The sequence below is a fragment of the Halodesulfurarchaeum formicicum genome (assembly GCF_001886955.1).
Taxonomy (GTDB): domain Archaea; phylum Halobacteriota; class Halobacteria; order Halobacteriales; family Halobacteriaceae; genus Halodesulfurarchaeum; species Halodesulfurarchaeum formicicum.
This window is the reverse complement of sequence record NZ_CP016804.1, coordinates 906,599-930,715: the sequence shown is the minus strand read 5'-3', so window position 1 is coordinate 930,715 and position 24,117 is coordinate 906,599. Positions and strand designations below refer to the sequence as shown.

Genomic DNA, 24,117 nt, shown 5'->3' with positions numbered 1-24,117 from the left:
CGGGGTCGTGCGCACCCGGCCCTGGGTGTTGGTGTGTGCGTGTAGATACGTATGTCCAGGTGTGCCCGAACCGCCCGGGCAGTCAGAACAGGCCCCGGAGGAGCTGCTCGACCATCACCAGTCCCTCGTCGAGCGCCCACTTCACGACAGCGCCAACGTCACCCATGAACGTCGAGAGGTGGAGGTCGGCGTATCCGAGAGCTGCCGCAGCGCCGAAGCTCACGAGGATCAGCACCGCGTACGTCACTGCCCGTCCGAGGACCGACGTGGCTCGTCGACCGGCTCGAGCGCCCCGGAAGAGATACCATGCGATCACGAACAGCATGGCCCACGTTCCGAGCTCGACGCCGAACGATTCGAGGAAGTCGAAGAACATGGCTATTTGTCTTTCCCGCTGAGTTGAAGCGTCACGCGAGTATCAGGCGAGCGGCGCGTCTGAATCCAGCCGTAGATTAAGTAGGCCCCGCCTCCGATCAAGACGATCCAGAACAGAGGCGAGACCGTCTCGAAGCCCTCCGAGATCGGACCCAGCAGCACACCCGGCTGTAGGGTTTCGAGCAGGTACGTGACCGTCACGACTGCCGCCACGCCCATCAGCCAGGTCGGAATCGATTCCGAAGTGCGCTGGTCGAGATACCAGATCCCCAGGAGTGCGCCCACGCCTGCGATGATCGTGAGCAGCTCTCCGAAGGGTGCCGCTCCGGAACTTACCGCGGAGGTCGCGACCTGGAGGAGTGGCTCTGGCGTCGCGAACTCCATCGCGACGAGTGCGATGATGACCAGCCCGCCGATCACGATCGTCCTCGAGGTCGAGTCTCCGGTTCGGGAGGTCGTCGACTGGAGGGTCGGCAGCGACGGGAGCGACAGTGAACGGTCGATGACCGGGATCGAGAGGCTGGAAGACCGGCCACGGCTGATTCGCGAACCGCCGACACTTCTGACGACCAGGAACAGCCCACCGAGTGCCGCCACGACCGCGAGCAGGATCATTACGGGATCAGTCCCGGACTGCTCAGTCTCGACCGGGCCGACTGGCTGCTGAACGCTCGTACTTTCGGCGATGCCGATGATGTAGGTGGCTGCTTGGTCGATCGTTTCGAGATAGACCGGACTCTCGGCCGTGTCCGTGTCGATTTGCCGATCGTAGTCGCCGTCGACTCGACGCAGCTCGTAGGTCTCGCCGGAGACTGTATCGGCGTATTCGAGCGTCACCATGTCGCCCTCAGATTCACCGGGGCCGATCTCGAAGCGGGGCTCGCTTCCGGAGTTCACCGAGATCGCGACGTCGTTTTCCGGTTCGGCCCAGAGCGGAGCCTGTCGGAGTGTGGCTGTCGATCCAACGCCTGCCTCCGGGAATCTCACCGTTTGCGATCCAGAGGCATCGATCAGCGAGGTGTCGTTCGCCTCAGACCAAGACTTCTCTTCGGCGTAGATCACACGATCGTCGTCGGCGCCCGAGACCAACATCTCGAACTCGGGTCGGTGCTCGGTGATCTCGATCTTCGAGTTCAGATCATCCGCTACCGGCGTGGGCTCCAAGACCTCGATCGCCCCGTTATCGACGGCCACTTTCGTCGCGGTTACCCGAACGTCGACCGTGTCGTTGGCCTGCATGTCCGGCAGCGAGATCTCGCCAGTCGTGTTCTCGACGACCCAGTTATCCGCCGCCTGCCAGTCGCCGCCGTTGAGGCTATACTCGGCCTCTCGGATCGAGATTGCCGTGTCGGCGAAGGGGATGGTCAGCGTCGGGTCTTTCCGGTCCGAGGAGTAGGTCTTCGAGACCGAGTACCGCTCGCTGAATTTCTCGGCCTCGTAGCTCACGTTCTGGATATCGCGAGCGTCGTGGGAGATCTCGGCCTCGACCTGCATCGCTGGGGCGTCCGCCGAGAGCTCCGGCATCGAGACATTGAGGGTGTTCGTTCCCTCCTGGAGGGCGGATTGATCTATCGTTTTGGTGACTGTCTCGCCATCGGCCAGCGTGCCGGTGTGATTCGCCCAGTTGCCGGTGTTCAGTTCAACACCGACGTCTTGCGTGTCGGTGTACTCGGTATAGGTGAGTGAGTAATCCACCGTTCCGCCCGTCAGATTAAGCATCACCTCGTTCTCTCCAGTAGAGAGATCAAGTGCGCCGGTTGCCGTTTCTCCATCTGATAAATGTGATTCCGAAACGGTGTTGTTTGGCCCAGACACAGATACATCAACGGATGGGTGGACTAACTTCGCCGAAGGAACCCCAATGCCGTCGTAATGACTAGAGTAAAATTTTGATGAACCGGAAAGATCATTGCGCAAAAGAACTTCCGTATCAGATGGAGATTGGGAACTAATAAGCTCAAAATTCACCGTCAAAGTAGTCGGTGTGCCAGACGCTTCATACGGATTCTGAAACTCTAAATAGTACCAACCTGGATCCAATCCATCAGAGGATAAGGTTGCCTCTGTTGACACTTGTGTACCGTCCGAGAAATCTCCGTCAGTTGGTTCTTCCGCCACAGATACATTGAAAGTTGGGGATTCGGATGCAGTATTTTCGCCCAAGTTTAGCCATATTCCATCAACCCGAGAGAAACCATTCTCATTATCTATTTGAACCTCTCCATGTCTATCATACCCGTCGTGGGTCTTACCGACCAAATGATTTTGTAGGTCATCTCCCCCACCCGTATACTCGCTAATATTGATGTCATGGCCTGTTAATTCCAATTTAGGTAGTCCGTCAACTTCCCCCGTGGGAGTTTGGTCACTGCTTACCGAAACCGTGACCGTCTGATTCGAGGAGAACGACCCGGATTTCGTATCGTTCTCCGTGCTCGTCTTGCCCGTCAAGTTTACCGTCACATCCGAAGCGGAGTCGAGGCTCTCAAGAGGGTACTGAACCTGGGAATTGTCAGTAAACGTATCCCCAATCTGAACCTCGCCGCCCCAAGTGACTGCGTTATCTGAGAAGTGCGGGACATCGATAAGAACCCAGCCGTCCTCTTCGCGGGTCGGTTGGCGGTACTCCTCGCCAGACTCGGAGTTCTGGATGTTCACGAAGCTGGGGATCTCGCCGAGTGCTGCCTCGAGGTCGCCCGCCTCGATCGCGACGGTTCGGCCCTCGTGGTGCCGATCGTCTGAGAGCACAAGCGAAGGCGTCGTGTCTTCTTCACAGTCGACGTTCGGGTTTTTGTCCGCAGCCTGGCCGGGATTGTCGCAGATCGCTTCGTGGGCGACATCCGGGAGTGGCGTCCCCGATCCGACTGCATGAGCCTGGGACTCCGTGACGATCGAGACCTCGGTCGAGTCGGCGTGGGCGTCAGTGTAGACCGTCAGGTCCTCCGCGGAGAGCGGTCCCGTGGAGGATCGCACGTCTTGGATGTTTTCGCCCGAGATCCCGACCATCCCGCTCGGGGCGGCCGCGGCGCTGCCGGCGAGCGCGACCGAGCCCGCGACGACTGAGAGGACCAGCAGCGCCGAGAGGAAAATCGCTCGGGCTTTCATAGCCACACCTCCGGCAGGTGGCCGATAGCTTCGGGAACGATCGTTCCTGCCGCCTGGCCGGCCATCTCTCGGACGAAGTCGCCCGTGCTGTCCATGACCTGGTTTGTGTTCTGCACCATTGCCTGCACCATCTCCTGGGCCATATTCCGCGCTCGCTCAAGGCCCTGCTTCGCCGCCTCGGGCGCGTTCGAGATGGCCTTTCCAAGAGCCTCGCCAGGGCCGCTCGACACATCAGACATCGCAATCACCTCGTGCCCGCGAGCGCTCCCACGCACACGGGGGCACCCCCGCCTGTGTGAGTCGAGATACGCGCGCGTGTGAGGGTCGAGAGTTTCCGGAGCTCGACCGGCGGTTTTCCGGCTCTGAACCCCAGGGTCGATGCGGCCGATCGTGGTCGAAGTTTTTTCTTTTTTCTTTTGTTTTCATGATCGATTTGTTCGTAGAGTTCATTTCGACCCCCCGAGAGCTCGCTGCCAGTCGAGAAAGTCGATCGAAACCTCTGCGTCCAGCTCGATTTTTCCCTTCAAATCCATCCAAGTCACCGTCGCGAAGTTCGGCGCCTTCCAGATCTCGGCGCCATCCTCGATCTTCCGCCGCGAGGTGATGTCGGCCTCGAGCGGACACCGACGATCACCCGGGAGTTTCCGGCCGAGTGGTGGGGAATTCCCCGGCATGGTCACTCGCCAGCGAATTTTTTGGCGAGCGAATTTGTGGATCTCCGAGAGGGCGTGTGCCTGATAGGCGAAGGTCACACCCTTCTTCCGAGCGTCGGCGTACTTGTCCCGGAACCAGCGGATCTTCTGGTAGTGCTGGTGAACGTCCTTCGAGGCGTCAGCATCCAGGATGTTGCCCGCCTCGTCGAGATTGATGAACGTCGGGTGGGGGAACGTGTCGCCGCTGATCCGGTGGGCGATGAACGCAAACCACCACTGGTCGGCGTCAGTCGGCTCATCCGGGCCGTCCTCGCCTTTCGGAGTTACCTGGCGGTAGTTCCAGTAGTTGAAGTGTGAGACTTCCTCGGCACCGCGATGAAGCGGGTCGGGGAACACCACGTAGAACTGACCAGGTATCAGCTGGTCGGTGAGGTCCTGGATGGACTCGTAGCGAATCACATCACGGGCGATCGTCTCGATATCCACCTCGAAGGGCTGAATCGAGACATCCTCCGGGACGATCCGGACACGAGTGTCCAGGCCTGCAGGGATTGCCAGCGTCGCAAATGGCGCGAAGGGCAGCCATTCAGTCCGCTCGTTCGTCCCGGACTCGTCGACTGTCTCCGCCCAGATCACCGTCTCGTTGTTGACCTCCATCCGCCAGGCTGCGAGCGAGAGCGCGAGCGAACTCTTCCCGCCGCCCGGTTCGCCGTGCATAAGGAAGTCCGTCCCCTTGACTGCCCGGATCGCCTGGGCTCGTGAGGGGTCGTCGGCCAGCCACTCGAACACCTTCGCCCGTTCAGGGTGGTAGCGTTCGAGCGCCTCGTGAGACGGGTGTGGGTCCCGGAAGTCGTAGTCGACTTCGCCGGCGAGCTGCCGGAGAAGCGTTCGGTCGCGATCCGTGGTGTAGAGCAGCGGATCGACGAACGCCTGCGGGAAACGCGCCACGCTGGCGCCATGCCGATCGGCCTTCGCGAGCCACTTGTGGAACGGCGGGTAGCTGTACCGTTTGCGGATGTGCTGCCCGTCGTTATGGTTCTGGGCTTCCGGATCGCCGATCGCCTGGGCCGAGGTCTCGTGTGGCTCGGTGACTCGCTCGAGTTGCTTGCGGATCTCGTCTTGGCTGTCCGCTTGCGTGCCGATCACGCTCATCGTCCCACCTCCCACGAGGGGGCATCGCCGATCTCATCGCCAGCTGTATCGGCTTCCTCGCCAGCCCGGCCCGCCAGGTCACGCACCCCACGATTGAACGCGGGGAGGAGGAGTTTCGCAGCCAGCCACTCGCGAGCCCGCGTGTGAGTGTCGTCCGTTCGAGTGAGCATCGCGGTATTCGAGGTCTCCGGGAGCACGTCTGCCGCCACGCCCTCGGTGTAGAGCCGAGTCGCGAATCCACCAGGGAGATCCGGCTGGACGGGCTCGCCGTGGGTCGCCAACTGAAGGCGTTCGCCCCAGTTGAGAACGTCCGCCGGTTCGTCGAAGCCATCGAGGAACGCCTCGAGGACTCCTGCCTGGTCGCGATCGATCTCGTCGATCGCCGGGCGCATCGCGATATACCGCATCCGGCTCACGTCTTGGGCCTCTTTTGTCTCGCCGACGTAGCTGCCAGCATCCTTTCGGAGCTGTCTGAGTGCCCGGTGGAACGCCGGGAGCACCGACCACGCCCAGAAGTACCGCCGCACTTCCTGGCTATCGTAGGCCGTGTCGGGCGCGGCATGATCGGCGAGCAGCGCCTCGAGGAACGGCCCTCGATCGTGGCCTGGCGTCGGTGGGAACTCCTCGGCGATCTGTTGATACCGACGCTGGGGGATCTCGCCACGGGTTCGGACTGTCAGGCGCTGGAACCAGGCCAACGCCTCGCGAGGTGAGTCAAAGCCCGCTTCGAGCTCGGTGCGCATCTCCTGCACGTCGATCCGGAGTTTCCGGAGCGACGGGCGTCGGGACTGTTGCACGTCGGTCTTACTCATCGGTATCGTCCTCCGTTTCGTCCGTTTCCCGTTCGGGGAGTGGGTCGATCAGGTCGCCGCTGCGGTCGACATCCTCGGAGAACATCTCCTCGATCAGGGTGGAGTCCTGCTCCTGGAGCGCCTCTTGGACATCTTTCTCCGAGCGGGCCTGGAGCGAGACGATCGTGTCGCGAGCGTCCTCGATCGTGTCTGCGTCTTCGGCCTCGACGCTGAGGTACAGCATCGACGCCCAGGCGGAGCGTAGGTGTGCGGGTGCGGGCTCGACCCGGGCGTGCCCATCCTGCGGGCGGACAGTCGCGACTGCCACGGCACCGAGGAACGCCAGCATCCCGATTCCACCCCCGAAGGTGGCCGACGCCATCTGGGCGACAGCCAGGAGGACGGCGCCACCCACGAGAACCGTGAGCCAGTCGCCTCGAGTCTCCGGTTCGGGGAGTTCCAGGCCCCAGCCTTCCGGCTGATAGTCCAAGATCTCCTCGGCGTCCGGATGCACCCAGACCATCTCGTCGATCGGCGAGTCCGTCAGCTCCATCCGGGTCTTGAGTTCCTCGGAGCGTTCGAGGCGAGCTGCCCCGCCGAAGATCCGGGCCAGGAAGGGGATCAGCCCGTCTCGAACCACTGCTGTCGAGCCGTCGGGCATCTTGACGGTCTTCTCCTCGCGTTCCTCGAGGTCGATGATGTCGACGGCCTCCTCACCACTTGGCGAGGTGGCTTTGTCGAGGACTGGCCGGAAGAACGCCGTGTGCGAGACGTTCGTCGTGTAGGTTTCGAGCATCACGATTCCGACGATCGCGACGACCAGCGCCGCCAGGATTCGTGGGGCGTTCACCAGGATTTCCGTCACGCTGGAGAACTGCGTCGCCAGGATCAGTGCCGAGCCGATCGCCAGCGTGAAAGCCCATTTCACGTAGCCCCAGCCCGGTCCTTTTCCCGCCCGCCGTAGCGCTCCGGCCACCAGGCTGCCAACGAGGAACACACCGACGATGATCGGGAGGACGAACTCGAAGCTCGCTCGGGTCAGGTAATCGCCCTCTGTTTGAATCCCGGCTGCCTGACTGGTCGCGACTGATTCATGCGTGAACGTCCATCGCAGGTCGTCTTCGTGACCTTCCGCCCAGACCGTCACCTGGCGGGGTTCCTGGGACTTCCGGAGGGAGATCTCCTGCATCGCCCAACCTTTCTCGAAGCTGACCTCGTGCGTGTCGACGACGAGGTCCTTCACATAGGGTTCTGCGACCGTTTCGTTGCCCTGCTGAACCTCCCGCTCGCCCTCACGCCAGTACGCGACTTTGACCGTCATTTCCTCGCTGGCTTCGTCCTGGAGGATCGTCCGCAGGTAGATCGCGTTCCGTTCGACGGTCTCTCCTGGAGATAGGAATTTCCAGTCGTCGTCTTCCGAGTCGCCAGGATTTGCGAGCATGGCGTCGGCCGGCCAGTGAATAGCCCAGTACATACGGCCATCTGCGGATCTGACTGAGTCCGGGCTGTTCGGGAGTTGCGTGCCACCGCTTTTCAGCTCCGATAGTGTGTAGTCTTGTTCGTCGACGTCCTGGGCGACGGCCGGGACCGCCAGCATCGAGCCGAGCAGCAGGACCGCGAACAGCGCTGCGATGAACGTTCGTGCCTTCATGATTGATAGCGAATGTAGTAGGCCATGGCCGCGATGAACAGGGTCACCCCGACCCACTGCATCGGCTCCAGGCTGGGAATCAGCGAGGCGACTGTGCCACCGGCATCTCCGCCGAGCTGTACGTAGCCGATGAAGACCGTGAACAGGTAGCCCAACTCGCCCGCATACGGTCCCAGGGCTTCCAACATGCCAGAAGCGACCGCGAAGGCACCTGTCAGGGCCAGCACGCCGATTCCGATGATAAGCTCCGTCCAGCTGGAGATCGAACGCTTGGCCGTTTGCTGCGTTCGATTAATAGCGGTCTTCGCATTTGATACCTCACGACGATGCTGGAGGTACCAGTAGGCAAACAGGCCAACGACGATCAGCACGGCGAGCCACCAGTTGGCCTTTGCGACTGTGATCGGGTCCTCGACGTACTCCCAGATCGCCCACACTGCCAGCACCATCGCGAAGGCCTGGATGATGCTTGCGGTCGACCCGGCGAGCCCCTTTGCAGAAACCGATTTTCTCCGAGCTGCGGATTCTCCGATCAGCGACAAGCCCGAGAGGACCGCTGCTGCCGGGATTAGGACCTTCAAATCGAGGTTGAAGGACTGCCAGCCGATTACAGTCACCGCCAGGAAGACAGCGGCCGAGAGGGTTACGCGACGGTCCATGACTCACCCCCGTCTGTGATTCCCGGCCTCGAGGACCGGGCTCGATACGGTCGTGTCGTGTTATGCTCTGTCATTTTTCAGTCGTTGTCGGAGTCGGTTGATGAGATGGACGAGGTACAGGATCGCGATCACGACCAGGAGATCAGTCACGAGAGCCTGGTCGAGCCATCCCACGTCCGGGGCGATTCGTGCCAGTACAGCCATCGCGGGGTATAGGAGATCGACCGAGCCCATCACCAGGTCGAAGCTTCCGAAGATCAGGTCGGCGCCGTTCAGCGTCACGTCTGCCAGCACGCCCAAGGCGCCCCCGCCGAGCAGCCCGTCTTTCCAGTCGTTCATAGTTTCCTCACGAATGGGATGCTGTCGACCGGGAGGTACGTCTCGAGGAAGCCCCAGATCATGTACAGCAGCGTGATCGCGATTAGTGCCGGAATTAGCCAGACCCCCACCAACACGATCGGGGCGAAGACGCCGGCTGGTTCTGCTACCTCAACGGCCATCTGCCCGATATCGCGCCACAGTTCTTGCAGTGCGTCTCCGGGCATCCCGAAGGCCGTCAGTACCGGCTCGATGATCGCCACCTGGGGGATGTTCGCGAGCGTCGTCCAGAGCGACTCGATGTAGCCGAGCACCTGGCTCCAGAGGTCGAAGATCCAGCCGACGACGACCGTCGCGAGGAACGCTCGCGGGTCAGTGAGGATCTGGGGCGGATCGCTGATCCATCCGGGAACCCCACTGATCGCGCCCCATGTGGTTTCAGTATCTTCGGCCATCAGAGTCCCTCCCTTACGCGATCGACCATCCAGTTCACCGCGATGAAGAACACCGCGAGCACGACGACACCGAGAATCCAGTCAAACGGCCCCGCTATCGGGAACTGGTCGGCGACGACTGCCCAAGCTTGCTCGATGGTTCCAGCTGGAACAGTAAAGCCCAGGCCGAGGGTTTCCCCCAACCAGGTCAACGCACTCTCGAGGAGCGTCGCCGGAACCGTGAGAAGCTCGAACAGGAAGTTCGTCAGGCCATCGAGCGCTACCAGGACGTAACTCGAAACCAGCGTCCCGGCGAGAGCTGCCCACTTGATGGAATCCCCGTCGACGTACTCGGCGCTATCCACCACGGGCGATCACCTCCTTGAGCGGGGCGATCATGGTGGCTACCTCCACGGGAGCAGGTTGTCGATGATCGGAATGTCGGGGTCCAGGACGGTCCACACATAGAATCCGAACACGATCGAGGCCACGCCCACGGCCCAGGTTCCTGGTCCGAAGAACGCCCAGTCCCCCTGTGTGAGCGAGAATGCCGTGAAATCTGCCGTCTCATTTAGGATCGTGATCGGGCTCTGGAAGAAGGCCGCGACGAAGTCCCGGAAGTCAGCCATGACTCCCAGCACCCTGGCGAGGCCGTCCGAGAAGGCCTCCGAGATCGTGATTGCGATCCCGAAAATCGCCAGGATCAGGGCTGAAATACCCTGGCTCGTCGCTTCGGCAGGGTTGAGGCCCTGAGCCCGCTCGATCCAGTCTTCAGCGGCCATCGACGATCACCTCGACCCGCCGATGAATCCCAGGCTCGACAGGCCTAGGTAGCCCACGATCGCCGAGATCGCCATGCCGGGCAGGCTGAACAGGTAGTCCAGCGGGCCGCTCGACTCACCGTCGATCGGGCCAGCTGCCGCCTCGTCTTCCGCGCTGGAACGCTCATCCTCGGTGTATAGGATGTCCATGTAAATCGCATCGAAATCCCCCGGCTGGATGGCCGTGGAGAGTTCGATCTCCTCGTCGAGCGACGCATCGCCGTAGGCCGAAGTCCGGTCCGTCAGGGAAACCTCGTCGTCGTCGATCTCGGCGAGTTCGACCATGTCACTCTGTCCGGTCGCGAGTCCGGCCTCGACAAACCGCGACGCGGGGAACAGCACTTCATCGTAGAGGCCTTCGAGCGTCCAGTCCAGGTCGTAGGCCGTTAGCTCCTCGAAGTTGTAGACCATCTGGAGCCGATACGGGTGGTCGTAGCGCTCCGCTTCTGACCACTCGTACTCGACATGATCGTCCGGGAGTTTGCTCGCGACCAGCTCGATGTCGTACTCGACGTCGGCGATGGCCGCGGATGCGAGGGGCTCGTTGATCGTGTCCAGGCCGGTGATCGAGAAGGAGCCAGTCGGCTCCGTGATCTCCTGGGTGTCGAGTTCGTCGTCTGCGTTGGTGAACTCCTCAGTTCCGAAAACCCACTCGCTCTCGCGCTCGAGGTTGAAGCCGTAGATCGACAGGTCTGCGTTGGCCTCGGCGACCTCGATCTCGACTTCCGAGAGGTTGTTAAACGTCCCATCGCCGTTGTCCGTCTGCGGCAGGTCGCCGAGACGGGCCTGGTAGACCCCGCTCTCGACCGTGGTCGTCGCGATCGTGCCGTCGTTGGCCGTGTCACCGGCCGGATCGATGATGGCCTCGCGAACGTCGCCGTCCTCGTCGATGAATCGGAACGTGACGACCACGCCCGACTCGACTGTATTCGCGTCGAAGACCAGCTGGAAAAGCTTGCGATCCTCGCCGCTCGTGATGTCGACGTAGGAGCTGTCGAAGGTCGCCACGGCGGTATCGCCCGATCCCTGGCTCGATGTCGAGACGTGGAGTGCCGGGCCGTCTGCCGGGCTGGTGTCGTCTTCGACAGTCATCGAGCCGGCGGTGTTGGCCTCGTCGACGGTCCAGTGAGTTGCATCGAGGGCCGTGACGGCTTCTTCGTCGCCGTCTGCGTTCTCGAACGTCTCCTCGCGAGGGAACGCCTGGTAGTCCTCAGCGTCGAAAGCCGACGCCATGAGGGTGATCGGGTTGTGCGGCGTGTCTTCCTCGTCGCGGGGTGCGATCTCCGCGCCGTAGTTCGAGAGCGAGTCGCGCTCGCCGGAGTCGTCGGTGAAGTCCAGCGGAGCGAAGTCCGATTCGTGATTGGCGACTGTTACCGCCGCCTTGATGAACGGCGCCTGCACGTAGTCGCCGTCGACGTCGAGGCCGGAAACGGCACCGACCGAGCCGGCTCCCGCGCCGATCGCGACCGCTGTCGCCGTGGCAGCTGCGCCGGCTTTCATGACGCCGCGCCGGGTCATCATCTGCTGGTCGATCTCTGTGCTGTTGCTGTCGGGGTTCGTAGACATATTCTGAGTCGTTGAGTTCTCAGTTTTCGCCTGAGAGACGGCGGTGTTATCTGACGGTACCCAGGTCTGCCGGAGATCGCGAACGTATCGCCGAAATTCCTCAGTCGCGACGATGCCCTCGAGGTCTGGAAGGTCGTCGCGGTCGGTCACAAGCAATCCCTCCGACGGCCAGTGTCCCAGGGGTTTGTTTTCATGCGTGTTTGGGAGCGGCTGCGACTCCGCGGCCGGCAGTCCAAGATTTCAGCAGTGCCGCTCACGTACTCAAAAGCCACTTACAGGAGGTTTAAACGCGGAAAAACAGATTGTTTTCAGCTTGTTACCAGCTTGTTGCTATCAATATATAGGCAGTTCTAGAATGTTGATATATGCCACAAGCCCTCGAAAAATCGGGCCGGATGTTGGCGGCCGGGCATCGCTCGCTGCGAGACCTTAGCCGGGGCGATCCCGGGATCTCCATGCCTCGCGAGGCTATGCGAGATCTGGGTCTCCTCGAGGACGGTGAGGTCGACACTACTCAGCAGGTCTTCGTGACCGTTTACGACGACGGCCGCGTCGTGATCGATCTGCAGGTGACTGGCGATGAGTGAGGAAGTTGACGGAGGTATCGTGGAGGCCGAGGAGGCGATGTTCGATGAGTGACCCTACCGTCTCTGACAGCGATGTGGTGACTCGTCACCGAGCGAAGTGCGAGAGCTGTGGCCGTGAGGAGACTGCTGGCGGCTCAATGGAGGAGTACGATCGCCTCGAAAACGAGTTCGCCGATCACATCGACGATGGAACCGCTTGCCACGGATTCTCAATTTGGGCGGTATACAAGGACGGAGGTGAGGAACGTGTCATCTGACGCTCCAGACGATGCGGGAGTTGAACGCAAGGAGACCCACGTCGCCCTCTGTTCAGGCGGAAAGGATTCGGTTGCAGCGACCCACGCAGCGATGACCTTCGGACCTGCCGAGGAGGTGGTATTCCTGCACACCCGAACGGACCCCGAAGACGCCTACAGTGCGATCGACGCGACGATCGACTGGTTACGAGACTGGTGCGACTCAAACGACTGGCCGTTTCGGGTCGTTGACGCGCCCGTTTCTTACGAGGAGATCGTCGAGGAGCATGGTTACCCGGGCCCGTCACAGCACGGACTTATGTACCGCCGACTCAAGGACCGGCCGATCGACGAGCGGCGCAAACAGGCTGAAGGGGTCCTACACTGCTGGACCGGGATTCGCAAGTTCGAGAGCGACCAGCGGATGGCCGTTGCCGAGCCCGAGGGCGAACGTGGCGACGGTCGATGGTACTGGCGGAGCCCGCTCGTCGACTGGACTGACGATCGCGTCGAGGACTATCTCGACGCCTTCGATTTGGAACCCGCGCCGGTCGTGCAAGAGATGGGTCGGTCGGTTGACTGCTGGTGCGGAGCCTTTGGAGACCGTTCCGAGCTGATTGACCTGGAGGCTGCGGGCTTTGAGGAACATGCCGAGTGGCTCCGGTCGTTGGAGACGCCGGAGGACGCTCCGAGAGAGCAACAAAAGTGGGGCGGCTACAACTGGGACAAGTCGGATTGGGCCGCTGAGGACGATCTACAGAAGACACTTTGCAGCCACTGCGGCCTGGCGGCTGACGGAGGTGTCACAGATGCCGAGTGACGAACAAGCCCGCGAAGACGGTGATGCGGGTCTTTTGCATTGGGTGAACGACATTCACCAGGGAGACGTCGTCGAGACGCTCCAGGAGATGCCGGAATCCTCGGTGCACACCGTCGTCACGTCGCCCCCGTACTACGGCCTCCGAGACTACGGCGTCGAGGAGCAGATCGGCCTCGAAGACTCTCTTGACGAGTACGTCGCCACGATCGTCGATTTCGCCGACGAGCTGCGGCGGGTCCTTCGGGACGATGGATCCTGGTGGCTCAACCTCGGTGACACCTACGCGGGCTCGTGGGGCGCTCAGTCAAAGGACGAGACGTCGAACAACATCCCTCAGCACGACCACCCGAACAAGAACCCAGCACGGAACGCGACCCTGCGCCGAAAGTCGAAGATGCTCGTGCCTCACCGCGTCGCGATCGCCCTCGAGGACGAGGGTTGGATCGTTCGCTCAGACGCGGTCTGGACGAAGCCGAACCCGATGCCGCACCCAGTCAAAGACCGGCTTCGCGAGGACAAGGAGTTCGTCTTCCACCTGACGCCCGAACCGGATTACTGGTTCGACCTGGACGCGATCCGGGAGCCTCATGCTGAGAGTTCACTCGATCGGACCGAGTCCTCGTTTGAAGCGTCTGGCCGGGGAAGTGAAACCGCTCCTCGCGAGGACGATCCGGAGCACATCGGAACGGAACCCGAGGATGCACTGCATCCAGAGGGAAAGAATCCGGGAGACATCTTCGACGTCTCGGTTAAACCGTTCCCGGAGGCACACTTCGCCGTCTACCCGCCCGAACTTATCGAGACACCCATCAAGGCTTCGGCGCCGCCGAAGGTTTGCGCTGATTGTGGGGCGCCCTACGAACGGGCCACTGCCGACGTTCCGGTCTGGGAGCGTGATCGCGAGGAGATCGAGCGCGAGCAGCTCCGGAGGGCACTGGTGCGGTTCGACGAGTCAGACCTAACCGAGGAGCATCTCGAGGCCGTTCGGTCGAAGGGCTTCTCCGATGCGGCCGCAGGGAAGCAACAGACCGGCGCCGGTCGCAACACCGACGACGTCGAGCAACTCGCCGAGGAGGCAAAAGAGGTCCTCGGCGGTTACTTCCGCGAGTTCACCATGACATCGTCAGATGTGGGGGAGTTCGAGCAGGCCTGCGACTGTGAAACTGACGAGACCGAGCCGGGGATCGTTCTCGATCCGTTCGCTGGCGCGGGGACGACGCCCCTCGTCGCGAAGCGGCTGGGCCGCCGGTTCATCGGTATCGAACTGAATCCGGATTACGTGGCGATTGCCCAGCGACGGGTGGGCATCGACGTCGACGAGCCCAGACGTCTCCTGGAGGAGGACGAAACGTCTCTGGTGGCCTTCGCAGACGGAGGTGGAGAGGCGTGACGACACCTGACGATTTGGACATGGTCCAGTGTGAAAACTGCGGAGATATGGTTTCGCCCGAGAACTGCGAAACCTGGGATGCGTCCGCTGAGGACCAATACTATCCCGACTTCAAACACGTTTGCCCGGGGTGTCAGCTATGACTCGGAATGAACAACTTGCCCGCGCACTCTGTCACCGGAGAAGCCGATCTCGACGTGACCGCTCCCGGTTTTTCTCGACGAGAATCGAGATCCCCGATATGCACACGAGCACTCGAGCGGCCGTGTGTACGAGCGGGGGGTCGCGGTCGCGATCGGGACCCACCCGGATGCGGGTGCGTTCTCGGGGGTATATGAACTTTATATACGGGAGTGGTGTTCAGTCAGTCGAGTTTTGCCACTCTCAGGAGGTCGTGTGAACGATGCTGGGAATCATTCCCAGAAATAGAGTGCTGATATTACAACGAGGAACCCGGTTGGAGCTGCTAGTTTCAGTGCCAAGGACCAAGAATCAATGAATGAGAATAGTGTTGAGTACATTGGATCGCCCGGTCCGATATTTGGACCAGCACTCAGAATTACTGAAGCGGCGTATATTCCAACGAACAGTATGATTGCGGTTGCCACCATTCCGACGAGCACCTTTGCAGGATTGCTCATATTTGATTTGGTCAAAGCCTTATCGTTTAAAGAACTCGATAAAACCAACAAGAAACTATGAGAATACGCACTGACGGCGATTACAGCCATCGCGAGGACGTGATCGACAGCGCTGCGGAGCGGCTCGACGTGAACAAGACCCGGGCCGTGCTACTGAGTGCGGATGCAGTGGGGTCGCTCCTTGAGGAGCTGGAAGACGTACTCGGTCACGAGGAGATCTCGCCGAAGGTCGCCCAAGAGATCGCGGAGCAGGTCGAGACGCGGCACTGGTCGCTTGAGTACGAGCCCCACGAGTTCCAGTTCAAGCAGCGGTAGAAAAAGAGAAAACTACGCCATATTGGGGCCGGTCATCCGTATTTTTGAAATAGGCAAACTGCTGAATTCAAAGTGTGTATTTGGCACGATTGAGGGGTGTTCCCTTACCTTAATAACTCAACAGGGTTAAGGGACACATCGAGCGTGAAGCTCGTCGAATCCTTCAATCGCCGTCTTTGCCTTCTGCTTCAAATCGCCGTTCCATTTTAGCGGTTGTCCATAATTATGTGCCAATTCGTTTCGTGCTCCACGAGTTTGCTGAAGCTTTGTATATAGGGAGCCGTTGATAACCTCGGAGGCGAATAGTAAATCTTCTCGATGCGATTGATTCATATCTTCCATAACGTAGTCTAGTGATTCCTGGGTTTGGGCCCCTGAATTGAATATCTCAGACCAGATGAGCTTCGCAGAATGTTCCTCAATTATTGCGTGGGCTACCAAGAAAAAGTTCAGAATCTTGTCTCGAGTGTTCTGTGCAATTGCTCCGGCCGCGTTTTGTACTTCGCTGTTAATTTCATCGAACCGCTCTTCAAGTGTCGGGTCTGGACGGTAGTATGCTACTGCAGGAGACATTGTAAGACTTGCTTCGTTCACTACGCTTTCAACGGATTATATGGTTCTGGAGTGCTCCCGGATTATAACCCAATAACCGATCGTGTAGCTCAATCGCTTGGGGTTCCGTCATTGTAGTTATCATATCTGCAACCACCCTGGCTCTTTGATTTTTTTCCTTCGAAAATTCACCTGCACGCTGGCTGTCCTCCCCTAGCCATGAGCGGTACGGTTCAGGAATCGCAGATTGATCCAGGTCATCCATGGCCGTTTCGGATAGGAGTTCCTCAAAGAGATTTTTGATGATCTTCTTTTGGCCCCTTTGTTGAGCCATTAAGGAGGAGTCTTTAATCACATAGTAATCTGTTAGTTGACGTAATAGCCAAATTTGTTCTTCAGCTTCCTGTGAAATCTGGAGATGATAGCCATTAGGTCCCCATTCAATTTTTAGTAACTCTGGCTTTTGCGTTGCATTCCCACTAATATACCTTCCGATTAGCATAGATGTAAAACCATCCACAGTTCTTCGTTCAGTGGGAGTCCCGTTGAAAGGAGAAAACATCAAAGACCCATCCACGGTGTATTGTCCCACTCTGTTCCCCAACATTCTGAAAAACTGTTTGACCGAGGTATACACTAATTCACGTTTTTTTGAATCAAGATATGAGGCAAACTCATTAATTGCTGGTTTCGGGCCAGTATAGCCCTTTTTAGCCTCTCTGAGTAATTGATCAAGAGGTATTAGGCCGGCTTTGTAAAAATCAGTTACATCGTGGATTGCATAAGTTAAGTCATCAGCATAATCCATGATTTCTGCGGAAAGCGACCTTTCTCTCCCGCTTGGAGTAGTCTCCCGGGCAAATTCAAATGCGGCCTTTTCTGTAGGGTAATAGCCCCATTTTTCCTTTTCAGATTTTCTGTTATCATTCTCACCCCATGGATATTTCAGCATCCCATTTAGAGTTGATCTCGTTAGGCCCAGACCCATTCCATCAATTCCATCATCATTAGGAGAATGATTCCCGTCAGCAAGTCTTGTCACAATCCGGAAGGACTGAGCATTGCCCTCATAACCAATGTCTCCGTTTGTGCTGTCATTCAGCAGTTCGTTAAGGAGATCCTCTGAAATATGCCCAAAAGGGGGATGGCCTATATCGTGTGCCAAACAAGCCGCTTCAACTGAAGGCGGAAATAGAATTTCGTTGAGGGGATATCTTGGAGATGTATTTGTCGTGAGTTCATCGTCGTTAATAAAGCCCTTCTCTCGCCTTCGCAGCGCCAATTCTGCAATTCTTCGTCCCACCTGACCAACTTTGAGAGAGTGCGAAAGACGGTCATGATATAAGTAAGACTCACCGGATCTTGCCACCTGAGTAACATCTTTTAGTCTTCGAAAAGCCCTAGTATATTTCACCCGATCCAAATCCCGTTCAAAAGGAGCTCTTCCCCATTCTTGAAAAGGACCTGATATATAATCCCCTATGTGAATACTATACAATCGATCACTTTCTTTTGGAGACCCCGCCATTAAATGTCTCCAAATTAGGCTGTTGCCTTAGTGGCGTAATAGCTCCAATCCCCAGTCTCTGCAAGCCGCTGAGTCTGAAGTAGATTCCGAACTGCATCCTCAATCATAGGCTCAGGTATTCCCTCAAGACGATCATTTAGCTCTTCAAATGTGAGCCTTCTACCACTAGAAAGTTCAGTAATTATTTGTTGCTCCACTTTTTCGATATCCTCGTCATCCCATTCTTCCCTGACCTGGCTCATAGGTATGAGTTAGCCCCCTTGGAACTTAATACACTAGGCAATCCGAATTTGGCTGACTTTTCTCCAAAGATATTCCCGCTTTGATACGGGTCCTGTGATTCCTTTTCCGTACTCCAGTGAGGGGGCCCAAATTTCCGTCCCAGATTCTGGCAGTGATTGCAAAATCCATTCAGTTTCCACGATTTTTGGGTGTACTTAGTTGCAAAATCACTCGAATCAATTATCGAATTCCAGTCTTTTTGAAATTCTTAATAGGTGATAGGTTTCAGCAGAGTCGCGAATTCAGCAATCGGATTCTGAATCGGGAGGGGCCTAATGAGTGCCGAGGCCGACTTTCTATCCATACATTTCGGGAAAGAAGTGAACGAACGTCATAGAATCTCGTCTGCTGCCCTCTGAGAAAGGACAGTCGTCATTAGAGGTCGAATAGAGTACGCTCTGAGGCGTCACATAGGCCTATTATTGCTTTACTACTTGGATAAATAACTGACTGATTTCCTCTTCGGAAACCGTTAATGTGGATATCAACTCTCGTTTTTCACTTCCACCCCGCTGAGGGAACCCTTATTCCATATGGTGCCCTTGTTGTGATTCACGAACAGAATATGTCCCTCGAACGAACTGATATCCGTACCAACACGCCTCGTCTCATCGAACACATCCGCGACAACTACGACGTTAGCCGCCCACCGACCATCGTTGAGCCGATTCAGAACTCGCAGGACGAGTACGCCAACCAGATGGACGCAGGTACGCTCGATGAGGGGCGGACGCTGCGCATCACGTTCCGCGTCAACGTCGACGAACGGTACGCGGAGATTACCGACAACGCCGGCGGCATGTCCCGCGAGGTGATGGCCGATGTCGTCCCCGAGATCGACACCACCTCGTCCCAGAAGTCCGGTGGCGGGAACGTTGGGTCCGAGGGCCGCGGCCTGTTCGCCGTCGCTGCCAGTACCGAGAAGCTGTACATCGAGACGCTGAACACTGACGGCGAGCGCCTCGCCACCATCCTCTTTCCGGAGGACGGCACCACACTCCCCGAGCCCGTGCCGCCCCGGGAGATCGCGGACGACCCCGAGGAGGACGTCATCCAGGACGCGCCGCAACTCGCCGGCCCGGAGGGGACGCTGCTGAAGTTGGTCGGCCTCGAACAGAGCGCGCTCGACACGCTCTCCGACTGGGATGAGGTCGAACGCGTGCTGGCCGAGCTGTTCACGCCGTTGTTCAGCCGCGACGACGTCGAGTTCGTCTACCTCGTGGAGGAGGACGGCGAAGTCCAGCGCCATACGCCGGACTTCCCGACGCTCGACGAACTGATGGACGAGGAACTGAAGCGGATCGATGAGCATGAGTTCACCATCGGCGACGACAAGTACGTCCTCAAGGACGTCGTGTTCGGCCGGGCTGCCGGCGACTACCCCTGGGACGGCATCGCTTTCTTCAAGGGTAACGACTACTTCGACGGCCCGGTCATGATGGTCGACAGCTACGAACCGCACGTCTCCTCCATCTACAACGACGACCCGGAGATGATCGCCTGGTGTCGGATCGATGACTGCGCCGAACTCGAAGACCCGTCCCACCAGAAGCTCAACATCCGGAACCGGCAGACTGGTCTTCGGAGCGTCACCCAGCAGGTCCACGCCAACCACTTCGCGGAGGAGAGCGCCTCCGACGAACAGGAAATCAACCGGCTCCTGCGCGACACCGTCAACCAGGCCGTCGACAGCCTGAACGACGAGTACTTCCAAGACTTCGTCAACCTCGCAGAGCACGGCGCACTCACCATCGACGAGGGCGGCAGCGAGGACCAGCTACGGTCCGACGACGACGGCTCGCTGCTCAAGCTGAACCCGGAGGAGTACCCCGAGTCAGTTGGCGACATCCCCATCGAGACGCGCGTGTACCCGCCCGAGACGCCCAGCGTCGACGAGTACGTCATCCATGACATCACCGTCCGGGGCGATGAACTCGACACGGCCCTGCATCTGGACGACGAGATACCGGTCTCGGCCATCCCGGACGAGATCCAGACCGCCGACTTCACTTGGGAGGCCGAGACGCCGGGCTGGTACCATATCACGGCCTCCATCTCCGGCGTCCCGGAAGACACCGACCCCGCGGACTGGACGCCGACCGACGACGACGTCATCGACGAGGGCCTGAGCATCCTGCCGGTCGACGTCGAGCCCCGCGGGAACCAGCCGCCGCAGGGTAACGGCCAGGGGGGCAGCGGCCCCGGCGGCGACAGCGACGGTGACGGCGACGACACCGGCGAAGACGGGGACTCGAACGAGTCCGCGACCATTTTCAAGGAGATCAACGAGATCGCCGACCAGGACAGCCACATCTTCGCCGAGGCGTTCGTCGAGGGCGGCGGTGGGTTCACAGTGAACCTGAACAAGGCGCACCCGAAGTGGCGGGAGATCTACGAGACCGCGAGCCGCGAGGAGCAACGGAAGGAACAGCACCAGGAGTTCGGGTCTAAGAAGATCGCCCGCGCCATCATCGAGGAACTAAAATTCGTCCAGCTGGAGGAAGCCGCCGAGGACGCCGACACACGGAACGACCTGCTAGACGAGGCGTTTGACATCCGGCAGGAGCATGAGGAGATCTACGCCGAACTGGAGAGCCACGTCGAGGAGATCGTCGTCGGGTAGAAGCTAATGACTAACTTCGTCGGTAGCGAACCGATGCATAACCACTGGAGGAACACCCCCACATCATGAGCACAAAGGACACCACCGAACTCATCTCGTTCGTCTACGACAAGGTGGCCGAAGAGGAAGTCTGGGAGGTAAAGATCGTTGAACGCCGCGTCCGGAGAGACACCGAGAAGCAGCTCGCGCTGAACCGGAGCAAAGATTTCTACGACGAGAGCGAGGAAGAGAACGAAGCCCGTATCGAGTTCACGGACGTCTTCGGCGACTTCCTGATCGCGGTCGATGATATCTCGGAGGAATACGAACTGGGGAGCGTTGAGTGGCATTGGGAGGTCGGACGACTCCTTCACGAACGGGACGTGGTGAGCGAACTGAAACACGATTCACACCAGGCGCTCGGTGAGCTCATCCCGCGTGACGATGTCGATGGTGATACGCTCCTCACCGCGAACAACATCTACGAGCTGTTTCCCGACCGGGATCTACCCGAGACCGGCCGCGTCACGATGCTCGGGAAGCTGAAGTACAACGCCGACTCCGTTGAGGATGCCCGGAGCGTGTTGGAGAACGCGCAGCAAGTCGGGTTCGTCCCGATGAACCGGGAGATCCGTGTCTGGAAGGACGTGAAGCCGAACCCAGAACTGGACGAGGTGGCGGCGCAGGTCAACCGCCGCTTCCCAACGTACGAGGACCCAAGCTCGAAGGTGAAGTTCGTAAGGCACGCGTACCATCTGTGTCGGGTCAACGACGAGAACATACCAGAAGACGCCCAGATAGAGGCAGCGCTCAAAGAGCAAGAAGGATAGACGGATGCCAGGACCGCCACGAGTCAACGTATCGGCTTGCTTCGTCGAGTGGGTCGTCGACTGGCCCCGTGGCGGCAAAACCATTATGTCGCCTCGCTTCGTCGAACGGAATGTCGAAGTCACTAAGTACGAGGACGGACCCAGGATTATACAATGAGTGATGATGCATCTGGCGACTCTTCACTTTCCTACGATGATGTGGTTAGCGAGGCACTAGCGGAACGCGACCTTGATGACGAGATTGACGCTCTCAGCGACATTTTATCCGAGAACCTTCTTGGCGACCGGAAGGCGCTTATCGAGAAGCAGATGCAGCTGGGCGGGTTCGAGGGGTCAGTCTCTAGTGCATCCGACGTCCATGATATCGAGTCAGTATTCCAGGAGCACCCCGAGCAGGCGAAGGGGTTACTGGAGGAGCTGCAGGAGTTCTTCGATGAACTCCGGCGGGAGCCACCGTCTCTCGATGAACTGAAGACGGCGCAGGGACCGATCGGAACAAAACCGGACGGCGCGGAACTTACCGTCCACCAGGCGGACGCGACCAAGATCGAGCCGGACGTAGACGCTGACCACGAGCACGCGATCGATGTCGCACCGAACAGCGTTGATCTGATCATCACGTCGCCACCGTACTGGCAGAAACGTGACTACGGGGTCGAGGACCAGCTGGGACAGGAGGACTCGGCACAGGAGTACGTCGAGGACCTCGTGGCCGCGCTCGACAAGTGGCGGGAGTTCCTCCGGCCGGGCGGCTCGATCTTCCTGAACGTCGGGGATACGTACAAGCGCCGCAGCATCACCGGCATCCCGGGGATGTTCGTGCAGGAAGCTCGGAACGACGGCTGGACCATCCGGAACGAGATCGTCTGGGAGAAAAAGAACGGTATCCCGTCTTCAGCGAAGGATCGACTGGCGAACCGACATGAAGCCATCTTCCATCTGACCAACGATCACGACTACTTCTACGACCTGTACGGGTACTCGAAGGCGTACGGCAATGGATCGAACGGTGGCGATGTCTGGGAGATCGCGCACGACCGGAACACCGGCGACCACCTGGCGCCGTTCCCGACCGACCTCGTCCGCCGGATTATCACGCTCGCCTGCCCGCCAGCCGTCTGTCCGGAGTGCGGCCACACCGCCGACCGGGAGCTGGAGCGCGACCCGATCAACCTCGACACGTCCCGGACACAGGCCAGGCGGGCGCTGGAGATCTACAAGGTGGCCAAAAACCGGGATAACTTCGAGGCGTACGAAGACGAGGACGGCGAGTACCGCTGGCGACTGACCTCCGGTGACGACACCATCACGGAGAGCGAGGAGGTGTACGATTCGGAACGTGCTGCCGAGGAGGCCATCGATGATGTTCAGCTGGAGAAGAAGCACCTCAACGCGATCCAGAAGGTCGGCATCTCCGATGCCGGGAAGGCGAAGGAATTCCAGGACGGCGCCGGTCGGAACGCCGAGGACGTGCAGGAGCTGGCTGACAACGCGAAGAAGGTCCTCGGCGGGTATTTCCGGGAGTTCACGTTCCCGAAGCCGACGACAAAGGGATGGACGGACTGCGACTGCGAGGTCGACAAGCTACCGGGCCTCGTGATGGACCCGTTTGCGGGGTCTGGGACCACGCTCGAAGCCGCGGACGAGCTCGGTTACCGGGCCGTCGGCGTGGACCTAGACGACTCCCACTTCGATGGATAGTCATCCCATGAGACCATGACAGAATACGTATTGACCGAAGAGGCGGTCCGCGACTGCATCGACGAGCTGGTGGAGCTACCAGTCCACCGCCACTTCCCGGGGTACTTGTGCTTGGTCCGCGAAGCTGGACAGGAGGGGCGGACGACGGGCCTGGAGTTCGAGTACAACGAGTTCTTCGACGCGTTTTTTCGTGTTGCTGACGGCGATAAGCCGTACTTTGTCCCGTTCAAAGAGGCAGATGACCCGAACTGGCCGACGCTCCGGTTCAATGAGAACGTCGCCGGGACGTACGCGCCATCCTCCCTGCGCGACACCTCTCCGCTCCGGGATGTGGCGAACGTCGACGGATCAGGACACGGGGCAACGTGGTCGCTTGTCGATGAACATTGGATACCGGCATGTACCCATTTCTGCAATAGTACGCGGATCCCGGTTGAGGCGTTGGCCGGGTTCCTATTCCGAGACTACACGTTCAGCGCCCACGCACCGGACGGGAACACACTGGTCGATGCGTTCTGCGAGGAGTTTTATTACGGGCGTGCGTCGGACGAGTTCCAGCACCTGTACGAGATGGGCGCGGTAGACCTCGGTTCAGAAGATTTCAGAGAGCATGAGTGACCAGAGTCGACTCGGCGACCAGAATCGTATCCGGTCTGTGGGGAAGGTCCGGCGGCTGTCGCTGGACGATCTCGGTATCCCGCTGACCGATGAGAGCGAGAGCCGTGCGGAGAAACTGCTGGAGGCGGCCGAGGATGTCGCCCCGAACACTGTCGGCGACGGCCCGGACCGCGGTGCTGCGGTGTTGACAGCAGGTGGTGCGATCTATGCAGCGGCCCGGATCGAGACGCCGGACCAGCGGCAGACCAGCCACGAGCTGGAGCTAGCGGTGAAAACGGCGCTGTCGGACGGTGCCGGCAGTATCATCGAGGGGACTGTCGTGTCAGAGGAGGAGCCGGTGTCGGTGTGCGGTGATTGTCGCGAGCTCGTAGCGGCGTTTGGGACCGGGGACACGCTCATCCGCGGCGTAGTCAATAGCGAGGAGGTGTTCGCGGCGACGGTCGGGGAGCTGCTGCCGGACGAACAGAGTTGCAGAACGAAGTGACGGATC

At 59.5% G+C, this 24,117-nt stretch carries 26 protein-coding genes and 1 pseudogene; 10 read left to right on the top strand and 17 right to left on the bottom strand.

Annotated elements, in window-relative coordinates:
• Positions 1-82 precede the first annotated feature (82 nt).
• The 13 genes and pseudogenes from HSR6_RS04870 to HSR6_RS04815 all read right to left on the bottom strand — a co-directional run bounded on the left by HSR6_RS04870 (position 83) and on the right by HSR6_RS04815 (position 11,525).
• Complete coding sequence (locus tag HSR6_RS04870; protein WP_071932995.1) at positions 83-376, bottom strand: hypothetical protein; 294 nt, start codon at positions 374-376, stop codon at positions 83-85.
• Between the two features lie 2 nt (positions 377-378).
• Entirely contained in the window at positions 379-2,094 is a 1,716-nt protein-coding gene (locus HSR6_RS11220) for a hypothetical protein (RefSeq protein WP_233488558.1), read from the bottom strand.
• Positions 2,095-3,402: 1,308 nt separating this feature from the next.
• Positions 3,403-3,480: pseudogene (locus HSR6_RS11415) on the bottom strand (surface glycoprotein); the annotation flags it as partial.
• Positions 3,477-3,719 carry a hypothetical protein gene (locus HSR6_RS04860; protein ID WP_071932993.1) on the bottom strand — a complete coding sequence of 81 codons (243 nt, stop codon included), beginning with the start codon at positions 3,717-3,719 and terminating at the stop codon, positions 3,477-3,479. The gene HSR6_RS04860 and the pseudogene HSR6_RS11415, both read right to left, overlap by 4 nt.
• Positions 3,720-3,926: 207 nt before the next feature.
• Entirely contained in the window at positions 3,927-5,285 is a 1,359-nt protein-coding gene (locus HSR6_RS04855) for a hypothetical protein (RefSeq protein WP_071932992.1), read from the bottom strand.
• Positions 5,282-6,097 (bottom strand): hypothetical protein, encoded by an 816-nt coding sequence (locus tag HSR6_RS04850; protein WP_071932991.1) that lies wholly within the window; start codon positions 6,095-6,097, stop codon positions 5,282-5,284. Before HSR6_RS04850 ends, HSR6_RS04855 begins: the two co-directional genes overlap by 4 nt.
• Positions 6,090-7,727 (bottom strand): hypothetical protein, encoded by a 1,638-nt coding sequence (locus HSR6_RS04845; RefSeq protein WP_071932990.1) that lies wholly within the window; start codon positions 7,725-7,727, stop codon positions 6,090-6,092. The genes HSR6_RS04850 and HSR6_RS04845 overlap by 8 nt, the downstream gene beginning before the upstream one ends.
• Positions 7,724-8,386, bottom strand: a complete 663-nt coding sequence (locus HSR6_RS04840; protein ID WP_071932989.1) for a hypothetical protein — start codon at positions 8,384-8,386, stop codon at positions 7,724-7,726. Before HSR6_RS04840 ends, HSR6_RS04845 begins: the two co-directional genes overlap by 4 nt.
• Positions 8,387-8,446: 60 nt before the next feature.
• Positions 8,447-8,725, bottom strand: coding sequence for a hypothetical protein (locus HSR6_RS04835; RefSeq protein ID WP_071932988.1), 279 nt, complete (start codon positions 8,723-8,725; stop codon positions 8,447-8,449).
• Positions 8,722-9,159, bottom strand: a complete 438-nt coding sequence (locus HSR6_RS04830) for a hypothetical protein (protein WP_071932987.1) — start codon at positions 9,157-9,159, stop codon at positions 8,722-8,724. The genes HSR6_RS04835 and HSR6_RS04830 overlap by 4 nt, the downstream gene beginning before the upstream one ends.
• Positions 9,159-9,503, bottom strand: coding sequence for a hypothetical protein (locus HSR6_RS04825; RefSeq protein WP_148661806.1), 345 nt, complete (start codon positions 9,501-9,503; stop codon positions 9,159-9,161). The genes HSR6_RS04830 and HSR6_RS04825 overlap by 1 nt, the downstream gene beginning before the upstream one ends.
• 39 nt (positions 9,504-9,542) lie before the next feature.
• Complete coding sequence (locus HSR6_RS04820; protein ID WP_071932985.1) at positions 9,543-9,920, bottom strand: hypothetical protein; 378 nt, start codon at positions 9,918-9,920, stop codon at positions 9,543-9,545.
• 6 nt (positions 9,921-9,926) lie between these two features.
• The gene (locus HSR6_RS04815) at positions 9,927-11,525 is read right to left on the bottom strand and encodes a hypothetical protein (protein WP_148661805.1); all 1,599 of its coding nucleotides are present in this window, start codon (positions 11,523-11,525) and stop codon (positions 9,927-9,929) included.
• A gap of 365 nt (positions 11,526-11,890) precedes the next feature.
• On the opposite strand from HSR6_RS04815, the gene HSR6_RS04810 reads away from it, so the two are divergent.
• Genes HSR6_RS04810 through HSR6_RS04800 form a run of 4 tightly spaced genes read left to right on the top strand, consistent with a single transcriptional unit; the run spans position 11,891 to position 14,558 of the window.
• The gene (locus tag HSR6_RS04810) at positions 11,891-12,112 is read left to right on the top strand and encodes a hypothetical protein (protein ID WP_071932983.1); all 222 of its coding nucleotides are present in this window, start codon (positions 11,891-11,893) and stop codon (positions 12,110-12,112) included.
• A gap of 44 nt (positions 12,113-12,156) precedes the next feature.
• Positions 12,157-12,369 (top strand): hypothetical protein, encoded by a 213-nt coding sequence (locus HSR6_RS10985; RefSeq protein ID WP_158514137.1) that lies wholly within the window; start codon positions 12,157-12,159, stop codon positions 12,367-12,369.
• Positions 12,359-13,168 (top strand): phosphoadenosine phosphosulfate reductase domain-containing protein, encoded by an 810-nt coding sequence (locus HSR6_RS11215; RefSeq protein ID WP_071932982.1) that lies wholly within the window; start codon positions 12,359-12,361, stop codon positions 13,166-13,168. Before HSR6_RS10985 ends, HSR6_RS11215 begins: the two co-directional genes overlap by 11 nt.
• Positions 13,158-14,558 carry a DNA-methyltransferase gene (locus HSR6_RS04800; RefSeq protein ID WP_071932981.1) on the top strand — a complete coding sequence of 467 codons (1,401 nt, stop codon included), beginning with the start codon at positions 13,158-13,160 and terminating at the stop codon, positions 14,556-14,558. The genes HSR6_RS11215 and HSR6_RS04800 overlap by 11 nt, the downstream gene beginning before the upstream one ends.
• A 413-nt stretch (positions 14,559-14,971) precedes the next feature.
• Here HSR6_RS04800 and HSR6_RS10890 read toward each other — a convergent pair whose 3' ends face one another.
• Entirely contained in the window at positions 14,972-15,199 is a 228-nt protein-coding gene (locus HSR6_RS10890; RefSeq protein ID WP_148661804.1) for a hypothetical protein, read from the bottom strand.
• Between the two features lie 57 nt (positions 15,200-15,256).
• On the opposite strand from HSR6_RS10890, the gene HSR6_RS04795 reads away from it, so the two are divergent.
• Entirely contained in the window at positions 15,257-15,514 is a 258-nt protein-coding gene (locus HSR6_RS04795; RefSeq protein WP_071932980.1) for a DUF7692 domain-containing protein, read from the top strand.
• 126 nt (positions 15,515-15,640) lie between these two features.
• Here the strand turns inward: HSR6_RS04795 and HSR6_RS10885 are convergent, their stop codons facing one another.
• The 3 genes from HSR6_RS10885 to HSR6_RS04785 are packed head-to-tail and all read right to left on the bottom strand — an operon-like array spanning position 15,641 to position 17,836.
• The gene (locus HSR6_RS10885; protein WP_148661803.1) at positions 15,641-16,108 is read right to left on the bottom strand and encodes a hypothetical protein; all 468 of its coding nucleotides are present in this window, start codon (positions 16,106-16,108) and stop codon (positions 15,641-15,643) included.
• 7 nt (positions 16,109-16,115) lie between these two features.
• Positions 16,116-17,594 (bottom strand): deoxyguanosinetriphosphate triphosphohydrolase family protein, encoded by a 1,479-nt coding sequence (locus HSR6_RS04790; protein WP_083426102.1) that lies wholly within the window; start codon positions 17,592-17,594, stop codon positions 16,116-16,118.
• Between the two features lie 14 nt (positions 17,595-17,608).
• Positions 17,609-17,836, bottom strand: a complete 228-nt coding sequence (locus tag HSR6_RS04785; protein ID WP_071932979.1) for a hypothetical protein — start codon at positions 17,834-17,836, stop codon at positions 17,609-17,611.
• 605 nt (positions 17,837-18,441) lie between these two features.
• On the opposite strand from HSR6_RS04785, the gene HSR6_RS04780 reads away from it, so the two are divergent.
• The 5 genes from HSR6_RS04780 to HSR6_RS04760 all read left to right on the top strand — a co-directional run bounded on the left by HSR6_RS04780 (position 18,442) and on the right by HSR6_RS04760 (position 24,111).
• Positions 18,442-20,499 carry a hypothetical protein gene (locus tag HSR6_RS04780; RefSeq protein WP_071932978.1) on the top strand — a complete coding sequence of 686 codons (2,058 nt, stop codon included), beginning with the start codon at positions 18,442-18,444 and terminating at the stop codon, positions 20,497-20,499.
• Between the two features lie 65 nt (positions 20,500-20,564).
• The gene (locus tag HSR6_RS04775; RefSeq protein WP_071932977.1) at positions 20,565-21,308 is read left to right on the top strand and encodes a hypothetical protein; all 744 of its coding nucleotides are present in this window, start codon (positions 20,565-20,567) and stop codon (positions 21,306-21,308) included.
• A 153-nt stretch (positions 21,309-21,461) separates the two neighbouring features.
• Positions 21,462-23,009 (top strand): DNA methyltransferase, encoded by a 1,548-nt coding sequence (locus tag HSR6_RS04770; protein WP_071932976.1) that lies wholly within the window; start codon positions 21,462-21,464, stop codon positions 23,007-23,009.
• A gap of 15 nt (positions 23,010-23,024) precedes the next feature.
• Positions 23,025-23,627 carry a hypothetical protein gene (locus HSR6_RS04765; protein ID WP_071932975.1) on the top strand — a complete coding sequence of 201 codons (603 nt, stop codon included), beginning with the start codon at positions 23,025-23,027 and terminating at the stop codon, positions 23,625-23,627.
• Entirely contained in the window at positions 23,620-24,111 is a 492-nt protein-coding gene (locus HSR6_RS04760; protein WP_071932974.1) for a cytidine/deoxycytidylate deaminase family protein, read from the top strand. The genes HSR6_RS04765 and HSR6_RS04760 overlap by 8 nt, the downstream gene beginning before the upstream one ends.
• Positions 24,112-24,117 lie beyond the last annotated feature (6 nt).